General features: G+C 35.1%; 12 protein-coding genes and 3 tRNA genes. 8 read left to right on the plus strand and 7 right to left on the minus strand.

Annotation, left to right across the window (positions count from 1 at the left end):
- The first annotated feature begins 19 nt into the window (after window positions 1–19).
- Window positions 20–517 (plus strand): DUF1307 domain-containing protein, encoded by a 498-nt coding sequence (locus SM123_RS00830; RefSeq protein ID WP_320909607.1) that lies wholly within the window; start codon window positions 20–22, stop codon window positions 515–517.
- Window positions 518–552: 35 nt separating this feature from the next.
- Here the strand turns inward: SM123_RS00830 and SM123_RS00835 are convergent, their stop codons facing one another.
- The 5 genes from SM123_RS00835 to SM123_RS00855 form a co-directional block, all read right to left on the minus strand.
- Window positions 553–744 (minus strand): DUF951 domain-containing protein, encoded by a 192-nt coding sequence (locus SM123_RS00835; RefSeq protein ID WP_003002008.1) that lies wholly within the window; start codon window positions 742–744, stop codon window positions 553–555.
- A gap of 12 nt (window positions 745–756) precedes the next feature.
- Complete coding sequence (dnaN, locus tag SM123_RS00840; RefSeq protein WP_070449649.1) at window positions 757–1,893, minus strand: DNA polymerase III subunit beta; 1,137 nt, start codon at window positions 1,891–1,893, stop codon at window positions 757–759.
- Window positions 1,894–2,052: 159 nt separating this feature from the next.
- On the minus strand, window positions 2,053–3,411 hold the full coding sequence (gene dnaA / locus SM123_RS00845) for a chromosomal replication initiator protein DnaA (RefSeq protein WP_070449645.1): 1,359 nt from the start codon (window positions 3,409–3,411) through the stop codon (window positions 2,053–2,055).
- 267 nt (window positions 3,412–3,678) lie between these two features.
- A complete protein-coding gene (locus SM123_RS00850; protein WP_049495811.1) occupies window positions 3,679–4,440 on the minus strand; it encodes a ParB/RepB/Spo0J family partition protein in 762 nt (253 codons plus the stop codon).
- A 71-nt stretch (window positions 4,441–4,511) separates the two neighbouring features.
- Window positions 4,512–5,693, minus strand: coding sequence for a serine protease HtrA (locus SM123_RS00855; RefSeq protein ID WP_320909608.1), 1,182 nt, complete (start codon window positions 5,691–5,693; stop codon window positions 4,512–4,514).
- A gap of 204 nt (window positions 5,694–5,897) precedes the next feature.
- Here SM123_RS00855 and rlmH point away from each other — a divergent pair, with 204 nt between their 5' ends.
- From rlmH to SM123_RS00885, 6 genes are all read left to right on the plus strand, one after another.
- Window positions 5,898–6,377 (plus strand): 23S rRNA (pseudouridine(1915)-N(3))-methyltransferase RlmH, encoded by a 480-nt coding sequence (gene rlmH, locus SM123_RS00860; protein ID WP_003009233.1) that lies wholly within the window; start codon window positions 5,898–5,900, stop codon window positions 6,375–6,377.
- Between the two features lie 42 nt (window positions 6,378–6,419).
- Window positions 6,420–6,493, plus strand: a tRNA-Arg gene (locus tag SM123_RS00865).
- Window positions 6,494–6,833: 340 nt separating this feature from the next.
- Window positions 6,834–8,174 (plus strand): sensor histidine kinase, encoded by a 1,341-nt coding sequence (locus SM123_RS00870; protein ID WP_214259682.1) that lies wholly within the window; start codon window positions 6,834–6,836, stop codon window positions 8,172–8,174.
- Window positions 8,171–8,929 carry a response regulator transcription factor gene (locus SM123_RS00875; protein ID WP_003009229.1) on the plus strand — a complete coding sequence of 253 codons (759 nt, stop codon included), beginning with the start codon at window positions 8,171–8,173 and terminating at the stop codon, window positions 8,927–8,929. Before SM123_RS00870 ends, SM123_RS00875 begins: the two co-directional genes overlap by 4 nt.
- Window positions 8,930–8,979: 50 nt before the next feature.
- Window positions 8,980–9,051, plus strand: a tRNA-Glu gene (locus tag SM123_RS00880).
- Window positions 9,052–9,059: 8 nt separating this feature from the next.
- A tRNA-Asn gene (locus SM123_RS00885) sits at window positions 9,060–9,133 on the plus strand.
- 99 nt (window positions 9,134–9,232) lie between these two features.
- On the opposite strand, the gene SM123_RS00890 is transcribed toward SM123_RS00885, so the two are convergent.
- Together SM123_RS00890 and SM123_RS00895 are read right to left on the minus strand one after the other, a co-directional pair.
- Complete coding sequence (locus SM123_RS00890) at window positions 9,233–11,800, minus strand: YfhO family protein (protein WP_320909609.1); 2,568 nt, start codon at window positions 11,798–11,800, stop codon at window positions 9,233–9,235.
- A gap of 49 nt (window positions 11,801–11,849) precedes the next feature.
- The gene (locus SM123_RS00895; RefSeq protein WP_320909610.1) at window positions 11,850–13,475 is read right to left on the minus strand and encodes an ATP-binding cassette domain-containing protein; all 1,626 of its coding nucleotides are present in this window, start codon (window positions 13,473–13,475) and stop codon (window positions 11,850–11,852) included.
- Between the two features lie 205 nt (window positions 13,476–13,680).
- Between SM123_RS00895 and trpS the strand changes: the two genes are divergently transcribed.
- Window positions 13,681–14,709, plus strand: a complete 1,029-nt coding sequence (trpS, locus tag SM123_RS00900) for a tryptophan--tRNA ligase (protein WP_320909611.1) — start codon at window positions 13,681–13,683, stop codon at window positions 14,707–14,709.
- Window positions 14,710–14,756: the final 47 nt, after the last annotated feature.

Raw genomic sequence — 14,756 nt, forward strand, 5'->3', positions numbered from 1 at the left:
GAACAAAGGAGTTTTTCAGATGAAAAAACAAACATGGAAATCTATTTTTCTTTCTTTAATCGCTATCTTTACGCTCTTTCTTCTTGGAGCTTGTGGACAACAATCTGTTCAAAAATCCTATCTTCAGGCAATCAACCAAGAAAAGAAAACAGATGTTCGTATTACACTAGAACATAAAGGTGATAAAGCGATCAGTAACCAAACCACCACTACTATTTATTACAAAGAGGCGGGAGTTACGAAAGATCAATTAAAGGAAATGATCGATAAATATGATGAAGAATACAAAGATGTCAAAGGATTCACACATTCTGCTGAATATAAAGATGATTATTTGGTTGAAAAAACAACACTAAATTATGAAAAGGCAGACTTAGATCAGCTAATTGAAAAGAAATTGGTAACGACACAAAAAGATAAAAAAGTCGACTATATCAGCTTCAAATCAACTTTTGATATGATGAAACAGGGTGGTTTCAAAGAAGTTAAAAATGGAAAATTTGAAGAATTAAAATAATCGAAAAGGTTCGGTCACATAAGTGACTGAACCTTTTATAGTACTTTCTTCATTTTCTGTTCAAAATCATGGCGACTCATCATGACCACATGATCACAATTGCTACACTTGATTTTTATGTCTGCACCAAGTCGCGTAATTTCCCAACGATTTGCCTTCTTGCCTGTTTCTTTAATCACACAAGCGTGAGGCTTTTTCATTTCTACAAAATCACCTAACGTATACATGATTCACCTTTGTTAATTTGTGCGAACTGGCGTAATCAATTGAATGAACCCTTGTTCATTTCCTTCTGGAACCAATGTAAACGGTCTAACAGAAGAAATAAAACGAATAACAACTTGTTCACTGTCAATAGCTTTGAGCGCTTCAATCAAATAAGTTGGATTAAAGCTAATAGACAAATCCTCTCCTGAAACGGCGCTCGTATCGATCTCTTCATTTACTCGCCCAACTTCTGGTGAATGAACGTGGGAAGAAACCACTCCATTTTTGAACTCTAATTTAACCGTTCCGTTTTGAGTCGCATTTGAAAGAAGACGAGCACGCTCCATTGCAAATCGAAGGTTGGCCACATTGAAGGTTGCCTCTGTATTGAATTCTGTTGGAATGAGACGGTCTGTATCAGGATAATTTCCTTCTAGCAAACGGGTATAGAAACTAATGTGTTCACTTCTAAAGAGAATTTGATTGTTAGCAAAGAAAACCTCAACTGTTTCAATATCATCAGAAAAAACAGAGGTGAATTCACGAAGAGAGCGACTTGGGATGACAACATCAAAGTTGTCTCCATTTTTCTCCAGTGTAATCACTTTTTGACTCATACGGTGAGAGTCTGTTGCTACTGTTTTTAGCTCTTTATTATCCGATAAAACAAAGTGAACACCTGTCAAAATTGGCCGACTTTCTTGTACACTTGCTGCAAATGCTGTTTCATTAATTAATTGTTTTAATAATTTTGTTTCCAAAACTAATGGATTACTTGCAGCAATTTCTTGAATACGTGGATATTGATCCGCATCTTTTCCTTTAAGTGTAATTTCTGATTTTCCACTTATTAAAAGAACCTGTTTTTGTTCAATCTCTTTAAAATCTAAAGTAACATCTGGTAAACTTGAAACCACATTAATAAAGAAAGTTGCTTCCAATAAAATAGAACCTGGGGAGGTCACTAGTAAACCAGCATTTTCGTCTTTGATAGAAATAAAGTTTTCGATTGAAATTTGGCCATTCGATCCTGATAAGGCAACTCCTTCTGGAGTGACATCAATTTTAATCGTGGAAAGGATTGGAATAGCATTTTTTGAACTGATCGCTCTTTTGGTAGTATTTAGTGCTTGTAAAAATAAAGTTTTGTTAATAGAAAAATTTATCATGGTCATTCCTTTTATTTATTTTATGATTAGTAAGATAATAGTAATAGTAGATTGTGTGGAAGTTGTGGAAAACTCTCAGAATCCTATCTATGACTTAAAAAGTTACTTGTTTAAAAATTGTGCATAACCCCTAGAAGTTTAGAGGAAGTTATCCACAGATTAATTTAACTTTTTCTTGATACTTTGAATTTCGAGTCGTAGATTATCATCTGTGTCGACCATACTCTTAATTTTTTCATAAGCATGAATGACAGTCGTGTGGTCTTTTCCACCGAATTCTTTTCCGATTCGAGGAAGTGAGTTGTCCGTCATCTCTCTTGAAAGATACATGGCCACTTGTCGTGCTAGGACAATATTCTGAACTCTTCGAGAACCTTTGATTTCTTTTACACTGACTCCATAAAAGGCTCCAACTGCTTCCTGAATTTTTTCAATGGGGATGACAAGCGTCTTGCTATTATCATTTTTACGAGCTCGAATAGCTTCAGCTGCAACATCGATCGTAATTTCTTTTAGTTTCTTCACCTTCGCCATTAAAGAAATATCATTTAAGGCACCTTCTAAGTCTCGGACATTTGAATCAAACTGACCAGCTAGATATTCTAGTGTGTCATTAGGAAAAATATAGTCTAGATCTTCAATTTTATTCCGTAAGATGGCAATCCGAGTTTCAAAATCAGGTGGTGTTATATTTTGCGTTAGTCCCCATTTGAAACGAGTAACCAGCCGCTCTTCAAGACTGTCTAAATGATCCGGACTTCGATCGCTTGTTAGAACAATCTGTTTGTTGTCGCTATGGAGGGCATTAAAGGTATTAAAGAATTCCTCTTGAGTCGTGACTTTCTTCCCACCAAGTGACTGGATATCATCGATCAGTAAGAGATCAAGACTTCGATAGGTATTCTTGAACGTCTTCATTTCTCCTAATCGAAGGTGTTCTAAAAATTCATTAATAAAGGTTTCTGCTGGGACATACTTAACCCGTGCGTTTGGAATATTTTCTAGGATTTGATTTCCAATTGCGTTCAATAGGTGAGTCTTTCCAAGCCCTGGTCCACCATAGATAAAGAGAGGGTTGTAAGTTGTTGCAAGATTTTCAGAAACTGCAAGCGCTGCTGCTTTCGCCCAAATATTTCCATCCCCTTGCACAAAATTATCAAAGGTGTACTTTGATTTCAGACCTGTATCAATTTTAGGCAACGGTTCGGTTGTTAAGCTAGCTGAAGATAATCTCCTACTCTCACTGCTATGACTACTAGGAATTTCTTCGGTATCTTCAAAAACGAAATGGAACTTCAAATCTGTATTGTAGACTTCAAAGCTGGCTGTGATCAAAGCATTTTTTAGATTTGTTTCCCAAAATAATTCTTTATAATTTCCATCAAGATAAATGGTAGCCGTTTCTCCATCGATTTTGACTAATTTTGAATCGGCGACAAAAAAATCATAGGCACTATCTTTTAGTTGTAATTGGGCTAATTCTAAAAAACGAGACCAAAATTGCTCTTCTTGTGACACTATCAGACTTCCCTCCTTTTCTTGAATTGTATCAAATCATACGTACTCCTATTCTACCACAAACAAAAATAGTTTTCCACAGGCTAAATTTCATGAAATTAAATTATAGTTTTAAACTTTTCCACAAGTTGTGGATTTAAATTCACATTGTTTTTAAAAGTTATCCACAAAGTGGGGATAACTAGAGAATATCCTTATTTTTCTGCTATTTACAAAAGATTTTTATGGTGGAAAAGCTTGTCAATACAAAAAATAAAAATAACAGCCTTATTTAAGGCTGTTGATAATTCGTTGGTATTCATCAAGACTGGAAAAAGAAATTTGGATAGTTCCTTTATTTTGAGAAGAGGAGTGTATCGTCACATCTGTTCCTAATATTTTTTTCAATCGCTGTTCCTCTTCCAGTAGGAAGCTCTCTTTTGCTTTTTTATTTTTCTGTTTTCTTTTTGAACTGATCTTGCTTTCTAATGTTCGAACATTTAAATGATCCTGTTTGATTCGCTCCAACCAAAAGCGCTGCTCTTCTTCATCAAGAGGAACAAGAACACGCGCATGAGCCGAAGAAATATCATTTTGAATGACTGCTTCTTGAACAGAGGGAGCTAGATGTAACAAGCGAAGCATATTGCTGATATAGGGTCTAGATTTCCCCATAAATTGAGCGATTTGGTCGTGCTTATAGCCATGATCAACGAGCTTCTGGTAGGAGATGGCTTCTTCAATTGGATTGAGATCTTCTCGTTGAAGATTTTCAATAATGGCTTGTCGCATCATTTCTTGATCCGTTAACTCTTTAATAATCGCAGGAACAAGCTCTAATCCAGCAATTTTTGAAGCTCTAAACCGTCTTTCACCTGCAAGCAATTCAAAACCAATTATTGGAGATTTTCTGACAATAATGGGTTGAATTAAGCCATTTTCTTTGATTGACTGAGCCAGTTCTTCTAATTTTTCTTGATCAAATACTTTTCTTGGTTGGAAAGGATTGGTTCGAATGTCCTTTACCGCTATTTTTTCTAATTTTTCCATCTTATGAATAGAATAACACACCTTTACAAATTCGTAAAGGTGTGTTTACAAGTATGTCAAGAAAGTGAAAGTTAATCGCTCAGATCCTCAGTTGATTTTGTCAACTTGATAGAAGTTGTTTGTTGTTTTCCATCACGATAGAATGTGACCTTGATTGTATCATTGATTTGGTGAGAATAGAGGGCGGATTGTAAATCTGCAGTTGACTCGATATCTGTATCATCGATCTTTGTGATGACATCATAGCGTTGCAATTTATCTGAAGCAGGCATATTTTCAAGTGTTGAACGAACCAGTACTCCTCCAGAGATTTTTTCAGGAAGTTTTAATTGGCTTAAATCAGAAGTTGAAAGGTTGGATAAATCCATCATTTGGATTCCAAGAGCTGGTCGAACTACTTTTCCTTTTTCTTCTAGCTGTTTGATAATATTGACAACATCATTTGCAGGAATAGCAAATCCCATTCCTTCTACTGAAGTTTGTCCATTATTTGAAATTTTACTTGAGGTAATCCCGATGACTTGTCCTTGAATATTGATTAATGGACCTCCAGAGTTTCCTGGGTTGATGGCTGCGTCTGTTTGTAGGGCGCGTGTAGAGATATTTTGTCCATTATCGGCTTTCAATTTCACATTGCGGCCTTGGCTGGAAATAATCCCTTGGGTAACAGAATTAGCATAATCTGTTCCAAGAGGGCTACCAATTGCAATTGCAGTCTCACCGACTGTTAATTGGTTTGAATCTCCGAATTCAGCTACTGCCTTTGCTTTATCCGCACTAATGCGAACGACTGCAATATCAGAATAGACATCTGATCCAACTACTTCTCCAGGGACTTTATTCCCATCTGCTAAAAGAATGTCTACTTTTTTAGCACCATTGATGACATGGGTGTTGGTAACAAGGTAGGCATATTTTCCTTCTTTTTTATAAATGACCCCAGAACCTTCACTAGAAATTTGTGAGTCAGAGTTTTCTTCTTTTTCAAATAACCCTTGATTCGAAGAATCAGAATAAGTAATCACAGAAACTACAGCATTTTTCACCTTGTCTACGGCCTCACTAGTTGAGGTTGTATTTTTATAAGCTGTTTTAACAGTGGTTGAGTGGACTTGCTTACTTTCAGTATTTGAAGTAGAAGAATGAGAGGTTTGTAAGGTTAAAAAGGTTCCAAGAATACCACCTAGAAAACCTACAACAAAAATGAGGGCTATGTTTCCAAGTTTTTTCAGTAAATTAGATGAAGATTTCATATTTTCCTCCTAAGGATATCAAATTGTCTAGAGTATAGAAAAACTTTCTTAATTATATCTTAAATAACTAAAGTTATCCACAAATTGTGGATAACTTGTAGAATTTAGTTGAGAAATGGCTTTAAAAAGGACTTTATAGAATAGATTTCCTTTCTATAGCTGTGGATTATTTGTGGAAATGAAGAATTATGCTACAATAGGGGAATGAAAATTAAATTGATAACCGTTGGAAAATTAAAAGAAAAATACTTAAAAGATGGGATCGCGGAGTATATTAAAAGGCTTGGTCGATTTGCAAAAGTAGAACAGGTTGAGTTAGTTGATGAAAAAACTCCAGATCGTGCCAGTCAACTCGAAAATCAACAAATCCTTGAAAAAGAGGGGGAACGAATTCTCTCTAAGATTTCAGATAAGGAATATGTGATTGTATTAGCCATCGAAGGAAAACAATTTCCTTCAGAGAAATTTAGTCAAACGATTGACCAGATTATGACATCTGGTTATTCAAACCTTACTTTTGTTATTGGAGGCAGTCTTGGTCTGTCTCCTGAAGTGAAAAAAAGAGGAAATCTATTAATGAGCTTTGGTCAATTAACTCTTCCTCATCAGTTGATGAAATTAGTGTTGGTGGAACAAATCTATCGTGCTTTCATGATTCAACAGGGGAGTCCTTACCATAAATAACCTTGACGCTCCTTCCTTTTTCTGCTAAAATGAAGTAAGTTCGGTCTCATAGCTCAGCTGGATAGAGCATTCGCCTTCTAAGCGAACGGTCGCAGGTTCGAATCCTGCTGGGATCAAATGAGAGATGCAGCTTTTGCTGCATCTTTTCTTTTATATAAAAATGTATAAATTTTCATTATCTATTAATTTTTGTATACTTCACTATAGACAAATAGTAATGAAATGATTTATTAGGAATATTTAAAAAAAGAACTAACAATCCCTATATAGTGCAAAGTGTAGATTATATAAATTGTGTAAAATAGTTTTCATTCATGTAACAAAAACATTACAATTTTACCTATTCCCTTTAATTTTAGGCTATTTTATATTATAATTTTTTGTATATAAAATTTTATTTTTTTATAATAATACTAGAGTATAATAAAATAGAAAAAACAAAGTGGGAGAGTTTGTGTGATTCAGTCATTAATCTTGTCTTTTCTCTTGGGAGGGATCATTGTTCTGACGTTTGCATTAGTGGACGAAAAAATCTATCAGGAACATCAATTTGCATTTATCTTTCTGCTGAGCACCTTTGTTCTTCTTTTTGAAAGTCTCTTAGTATTTTTAGATGTGACTTTATTTTCAAATATTCGACTCTCTGATTTAAATATGCTCTTATGGCCGATTTATTTATATCCTTATTATCATTATGCCAATCGGACGAATCGCTTGTGCGCCATTTTTTATTCTTTTTTTACTTATTTAGCGGTTGAAGGAACAGCAACTTTTCTGACGATAATTGTCTCTTCAGTGTTGGGAGATGCTTTAGTAGCAGCTTACTCGATTGTCTACAATATGTGTATTCGTTTGCTTTCTTTAGGAATCATTTTGAAGTTAATTGACCTATTTGAATTTGATTTCACTCCTTTTTATGAGCAAGAATTTGAAAAATATTTAAAGAGACTCATCTGTGTCTATTTTGCTATATTTGTAGTGATTAATTTTGCTTTATGGATTAGTGAACAAGCGCAATTTAAAAATTTTGGGAGTATGTTGGCAACGATTTGTTTTTTCTCTTTTGTAGTCAGCTTATTCCATATGAAAATCGAGCGAGATCAGTATCGTAAAAATTTAGAACTGGAGTATAAAGAATTTTCTGAGCAACAAATGAGTCGGTATATGGCTGAAATTCAAAGTCTCTATTCTATTGTTAGGGGATTTCGTCACGATTTGGGAAATTTAGTTATTTCTATGTCATTAGCTATTGAGGAAGAAAATATTCCAGAAATACAGAGAATCCATAGAGAAGTATTGGAAAAAGGTTATAAAGAGATCAATACAGAAGCATTATCAGGATTCAACTTGGTCAATATCAAAGATTCTGCTTTACGAAGTATTTTGATTCGAGGCTGGTTGGATGCAAGAGATGCTGGGGTAGAAATGACCTTTGAAACGAGTGAACCAATCGAGCAACTACCAGTTGATTTATTAGATATCGTGAGAATCGTTGGGATTCTAGTGACAAACGCTTTGGAAGCTTCAAAAGAAGCAGAAGAAAAGAAAGTTCATATTGCTATTTTCTCTATTTCAAAAATTGTTTACTTAGTGATTCATAATACAACAAATGAAATCACTTTTGATATTAGAAAAATATATGAAGAAGGCTATTCGACAAAAGGAGAAAATAGAGGACTAGGATTAAATAATGTGAGAAAAATCTTAGCAAATTATGGAACGATGTTTTTAGAAACGGAATTGCAAGGAAATCGTTTTTTACAAGTTTTGAAGATTGGAGGATACGAACAAGAATGAAGATTTTTTTATTAGAAGATGAGCTCTCTCAACAGATACGGGTAGAAAAACATATTGCAGAAATTGCTAAGGAATTAGAAATTAAACTTGAAGTGATTTCTACCGGTAAAATTTCGGAATTTGAAAATTATATCCAGCATTCGGATATCCACCAATTATATTTTCTAGATATTCATATCCAAGACAATGAGTATTGTGGGCTGGAAATTGCTCAAAAAATACGAGAAGCAAATCCTTATGCCATTATTGTTTTTATTACTACAAAATCAGAATTCGCTTCGATTACCTATCGTTATAAAGTATCTGCCTTAGATTTTATTGATAAAAATTTGAATGAAGATTTATTTAGATTAAAAATCAAGGAGTGTATTGAGTACCTAACAACTATTCAAATTGGAAATGATGATTTGACAGATTATTTTGAGTATGACTTTAAGGATAAAAAGATAAAAATTCCATTTAAGGATATTCTTTATATTGAAACTGTTGGTTCGGCTTATAAATTAAACTTAGTTGGGAAAAATTTTCAAAAAGAAATTGCGGGAAGTTTATCAGATGTCTTGGAGAAAGATGTGGAGGAGAGATATTTCAGTCCCCATCAATCTTTTATCGTGAATAGAAGTATGATCATTGGAATGGATAAGAAAAAGAAACAGCTGCTGTTGAAAGAAGGGTATTCTTGTCCAATCTCAAGAAGCAATATCAAACGTGCCAAAAAATTAATTGAAGAGCAAAATTTAGAATTTAGTGCTTGACAATTAGTTAAATTTTGATATAATGGGATATGTTCTGTTAATGAATATATGGTCCGTTGGTCAAGGGGTTAAGACACCGCCTTTTCACGGCGGTAACACGGGTTCGAATCCCGTACGGACTATATCTCATTCCGCCATAGCTCAGTTGGTAGTAGCGCATGACTGTTAATCATGATGTCGTAGGTTCGAGTCCTACTGGCGGAGCTAGTATAGCACCCATTTGGGTGTTTTTTTTGTTTTGAAAAAGGCTAGGATAATGACTATCCTAGCCTTTTATTTATAAGTGAACGATGGTTAGATTCCTTAACTTTTTCGTCTTTTTATTTGTCTCCATTCGTAGAGGAAGAAGAGAATGATTCCAACGAAAAAGGCAATGAGTCCTTCAATGAAGCCTTGGGGAACAAATGTTAAGGTGACTGTTCCGGATCCTTTTGAAACACGAACTCCCATCAATCCTTTCTGGATGCGATGAATTTGGATAGGCTTTCCATTTTGTTTAGCTGACCAGCCTTTATCATAAGGGAGTGTAAAAATAAGGGTAGTGTCTCTATTTGCGTTATAGGCTGCTACCAATTTGTTTTTCTTTTTGTGAATAGCAACTTCTTGCTGACGAATACTAGCGATAGCTTGTGTGTATTGGTCAAGATCCAGAGCAAAAAATTCTGGTGTATCAAAGGAGACTGTCGAATTTTCTGGAAAACTCATACGAATAGTAACTGTTTCTTCTGTGTCAAAATGGCCAATTGAAAAGAATGGAAAGGCATTATCAATGGTATAGCGTTGGGTCTGTCCATTGTAGCTGATTTCAATATCTTTCCGATCATCGTTTGAAAATTGTAAATTTGGAACATTGACATATAGTTGGCTATGGGTAGGAACCGTTACTTCATATTGAATACTTGCGTAGGAAAGATGACTATCTTCTTCAATTTTTGCAGTTTGCAACGAAGATGTAGTATTTTGTGAAGTAGGCGAGAGAATATTTAATTTCTTATAAAATTTATATTTTTCATCCGTGATTTGATGGATGAATCGTGTCTGATTATCCAGTGTCAAATTCGTAAAGGAAGTATTTTTATAAGGTTTTGCTGACAGAAAGGCGATTGGTAAGGCATATTCGTTTTCTGAAAGTGAGACTCCATTTTTGGTTGCAATCTCTTTAAATCCAAATTTTTGAACAGGTTGTTGGCTTAAATTATAGCGAACACCAAATAGACTATCCATTAAAATAGAATTGTTTTGGTATCGAAGATTGAGGTTAGTTCCTTCAGATTTAAATCCTAGTTTGTCCAATGTCGAGCTAGCATCCGTATTTCGTACAGATGAAAATTGAGAAATTCCATTATAACCATACTTCATGCTATCATTGCCCGTTTGTGGATGTAGAATCTCAGTCCGATAATTTGAGTCTGTCTTCTCTCTTACTAAGGATTGGATGGCTTTTAAGTCGCGTTCGTAGGATGATCGAGAAGCAAAGACCCATTCATTCGCAATTCCTTCCATTTGATAATAACTATTTACCGATAATTCAAAAATGGAGAAAAAAAGGATCGAAAGATAGAAAAGTCTAGGCGGTATCTTTTTTAGGATAAATCCTAAACAGACCAAATAGAAAGCAATTAAAAATTCAAAAGTAACAATAAAATTGACAGCATCTAAAAATTTATAGTGACTGCTGTAAAGGACAGTTGCTCCAAATCCTAGAATAAGGAGGAAATTAGCAAGACTAAAACGAATCCAAGTGATCTCCTCTATTCGATTTAGTACTTCTCCTGCCATCAGAATAATCGTCAAAGAAAAGATCCAAGAGTATCGATGAAGAAACATATTTGGCGCGTGCATACCTTGCCAAAGGAGATCTAATAATTGAAAACGAAAACTCAAAATAAGAATGGTCAAGAGTATAAAGTAAGAAAGTTTCACGTGAAACTTGATCGACTTTACAAAGAAAAAGGTAATCGCTAAAAGAAGTGGAAATAATCCCACGTAGATCATTGGAATTGATCCATATTTAGTAGTGTCAAAACTTCCAATGAAATTTTTTGCAAATATGTCAAGATACCAACTTTTTTCTGTAAAGATACTGTCAATCTTTGAAAAACTTTCTCCATGAGTGCGTAAATCTAAGAAGGTTGGATATAACATCACAAGGCTTGTTATAACTGATAAAAGAGATACAATCACAAAACGAAAGAAGTGTTTTCCAATTCCTTTGATGTCCCATGACAGTTGTGTCAAGTACCATAAAATGAGAAAAATAGACATCATAAACCCAAAATAATAATTTTGGATAAACAAGCTGGTTAAGCTTATAAAGTAGAGAATCTCTCCCTCATTGTAAATGAGTTTTTTGAATCCATAAAGAATTAATGGTGCTAGGATAAAAACATCTAGCCAAGTTTTGATTTCAATTTGGCTGATAGCAAAGCTCATAAGAGCAAATGAGGTTGAAAGGGTAAGAACCAGGGATCTAGGAATTTTAGAAAACATTCCATGTAAACTAATATAAGTGCTTAACCCAATAGCTCCAAATTTAAGAAGAGTGATGAGGTAAACAGCATTCGGCATGGATTGTGCATTAAAGAAGAAGACAAGAGGAGAAAAGAAACTTCCTAGATAATAGCTACTGAGTGCATAGAAATTAATGCCTAATCCACTTTGAAAACTGTAAAATAGGCTATCTGTCCCATGTAAAATATTTCGAAGTGTGGTATCAAAAATGACATACTGATGATAACCATCTCCTAATAAGGGGGATGTATCACTGTTCCAGTAGATTCCTTGCGAGAGGTAAATAAAGAACATCATGATAGCTGGAATCAGGAAAGAAGATACTATAAAAAGGGATGTTTTTAGCTTTGTTTTTTTCATATATTTCTACTGAAAGAGCCTGAAATCATTATTTCAGGGCTCTTTATTTTTATGATTGACTCCAAAGTTCTTTCACTTTTGCTTGAACTTCTTCATTTTCAAGAAACTCATCATAGGTTTCATCAATACGATCGATCACGCCGCTTTTTGAAAGAACGATAATATGGTTGGCGAGTGTTTGAATGAATTCGTGGTCATGGCTAGCAAAGATAATCGATTCTTTAAAATTCTTCAATCCATCATTCAAACTTGAGATAGACTCCAAATCTAAGTGATTGGTTGGATCATCTAGTACAAGAACATTTGACTTGAGGAGCATCAATTTAGACAACATGACACGAACTTTTTCTCCCCCTGACAAGACGTTGACAGACTTGTTAACTTCGTCACCCGAAAAGAGCATACGTCCTAAGAAACCACGAAGGAAAGTATTGTCATCTTCTTCTTTACTTGCAAATTGACGAAGCCAATCGAGAATACTTTCACCACCTGCAAAATCACGACTGTTGTCTTTTGGTAGATAAGACCGACTAGTTGTAACTCCCCACTTGACAGTTCCTTCATATTCAATATCATCCATCAAGGCACGGATCAAAGCGGTTGTTTGAATATCATTCTGTCCGATAAGGGCGGTTTTGTCACCAGGACGTAAGATAAAGCTGATATTGTCAAGGATGGTTTCTCCATCAATCTTGACAGAAAGATTTTCAACTGTCAAGAGATCGTTACCAATTTCTCGTTCTGCCTTAAAATTGATAAATGGGTACTTCCGACTAGATGGAACAATTTCTTCAAGTTCAATCTTGTCAAGCATTTTTTTACGCGAAGTTGCTTGTTTTGATTTTGAAGCGTTGGCTGAGAAACGTGCGACAAACTCTTGTAATTGTTTAATTTTTTCTTCAGCTTTTGCATTTCTATCTGCTTGTAATTTTGCTGCAAGTTCAGAAGATTCTTTCCAGAAATCATAGTTTCCGACGTAAAGTTTAATTTTTCCAAAGTCGAGATCCGCCATATGGGTGCAGACTTTGTTCAAAAAGTGGCGGTCGTGGGATACAACGATAACCGTATTTTCAAAATCAATCAGAAAATCTTCTAACCAGGTAATGGATTGAATATCCAATCCATTGGTCGGCTCGTCCAAAAGAAGGACATCTGGTTTACCAAAAAGGGCTTTAGCTAAGAGAACTTTCACTTTATCCCCATTGGCTAACTCGCTCATAGTTTGATAATGAAGGTCTTCTGAAATATTTAGATTTTGAAGCAATTGAGATGCTTCACTTTCTGCTTCCCATCCACCAAGTTCGGCAAATTCACCTTCAAGTTCAGCTGCACGGACACCATCTTCATCAGAGAAATCTTCTTTCATGTAGATAGCATCTTTCTCTTTCATAATGTTGTAGAGCTTTTCATTTCCCATAATGACAACATCGATGACCCGCTCGTCTTCGTAGTCAAAGTGATTTTGACGCAAAACGGACAAACGTTCATCAGGACCAAGTGAAATATGACCAGTTGTTGGTTCAATGTCTCCAGCTAGAATTTTTAAAAAGGTTGATTTTCCAGCACCGTTGGCACCAATGAGACCGTATGTATTTCCCTCTGTAAAGTTGATATTGACATCGTCAAACAATTTTCGATCACTAAAACGTAGTGAGACGTCTGATACTGTAAGCAATGATATTCTCCTCTTTCTATAATGTCTTCATTTTACTAGAAAATAGGGGAAAATTCAACTTTTTTACTGTCAATTAGTTTTTACAACGATGTAAACTAAGTTGACAGTTTAGTAAAGTGTTAATTCCTTATAAACATAGAGGGTAGACTAACATTTTCAACTAGAAAGTGCTATAATGATAGGGATAACGATTAAGGAGAAGAGTATGACAAAACCCATCATTCTGACAGGAGATAGACCAACAGGAAAACTCCATATTGGCCACTATGTTGGTTCTTTAAAAAATCGCGTCTTGTTGCAAAATAAAGACGAGTATAATATGTTTGTTTTCCTAGCAGACCAGCAAGCTTTGACAGACCATGCAAAAAATCCAAAAACGATTGTAGAATCTATTGGTAATGTTGCTTTGGATTATCTGGCAGCTGGACTAGATCCTGAAAAAGTTACGATTTTCATTCAAAGTCAGATTCCTGAATTAGCGGAATTGACCATGTATTACATGAATCTTGTATCTTTGGCGCGACTTGAAAGAAACCCAACTGTAAAAACCGAGATTTCTCAAAAAGGTTTTGGTGAGAGTATTCCAACAGGATTTTTGGTATACCCTATTTCACAAGCAGCCGATATCACAGCATTTAAAGCGAATTTTGTTCCAGTAGGAAATGATCAAAAGCCAATGATTGAGCAAACCCGTGAGATTGTGCGCTCCTTTAATCATGCTTACAACACAGATACTTTGGTGGAACCGGAAGGGATTTATCCTGAAAATGAAGCAGCAGGGCGCTTACCTGGTTTAGACGGAAATGCTAAAATGTCTAAATCGTTGAATAATGGCATTTACCTAGCTGATGATGCAGATACTTTAAAGAAAAAAGTGATGAGTATGTATACTGATCCTGATCATATTAAAGTAGAGGATCCAGGAAAAATCGAAGGCAATATGGTGTTTCATTACCTGGATGTATTTGGCCGTCCAGAAGATGCAGCTGAAATTGCAGAAATGAAAGAACATTATCAACGTGGTGGACTTGGTGATGTAAAGACCAAACGATATCTTTTAGAAATTTTAGATCGTGAGTTAAGACCGATTCGTGAAAGACGACTTGAGTTTGCAAAGGATATGGGTGAGGTCTACTCTATTCTTGAAAAAGGAAGTGAGCGCGCTCGAAATGTAGCAGCTCAAACACTGGATGAAGTAAAATCTGCGATGGGAATTACCTATTTTAAAAAATAAAACGACTTCATTAATAGCGAACATTTCTTTACTGTTCATTGATAATT

Origin of the sequence: Streptococcus sp. S5 (genome assembly GCF_034134805.1) — a bacterium.
In the GTDB taxonomy this organism is placed as follows: Bacteria; Bacillota; Bacilli; order Lactobacillales; family Streptococcaceae; genus Streptococcus; species Streptococcus lingualis.

Coding starts and splice junctions, on each gene's coding strand:
- SM123_RS00830 (WP_320909607.1), top strand. CDS start 20: ATGAAAAAACAAACATGGAAATCTATTTTTCTTTCTTTAATCGCTATC.
- SM123_RS00835 (WP_003002008.1), bottom strand. CDS start 744: ATGTATACGTTAGGTGATTTTGTAGAAATGAAAAAGCCTCACGCTTGT.
- dnaN (WP_070449649.1), bottom strand. CDS start 1,893: ATGATAAATTTTTCTATTAACAAAACTTTATTTTTACAAGCACTAAAT.
- SM123_RS00850 (WP_049495811.1), bottom strand. CDS start 4,440: ATGGAAAAATTAGAAAAAATAGCGGTAAAGGACATTCGAACCAATCCT.
- SM123_RS00855 (WP_320909608.1), bottom strand. CDS start 5,693: ATGAAATCTTCATCTAATTTACTGAAAAAACTTGGAAACATAGCCCTC.
- rlmH (WP_003009233.1), top strand. CDS start 5,898: ATGAAAATTAAATTGATAACCGTTGGAAAATTAAAAGAAAAATACTTA.
- SM123_RS00875 (WP_003009229.1), top strand. CDS start 8,171: ATGAAGATTTTTTTATTAGAAGATGAGCTCTCTCAACAGATACGGGTA.
- SM123_RS00890 (WP_320909609.1), bottom strand. CDS start 11,800: ATGAAAAAAACAAAGCTAAAAACATCCCTTTTTATAGTATCTTCTTTC.
- trpS (WP_320909611.1), top strand. CDS start 13,681: ATGACAAAACCCATCATTCTGACAGGAGATAGACCAACAGGAAAACTC.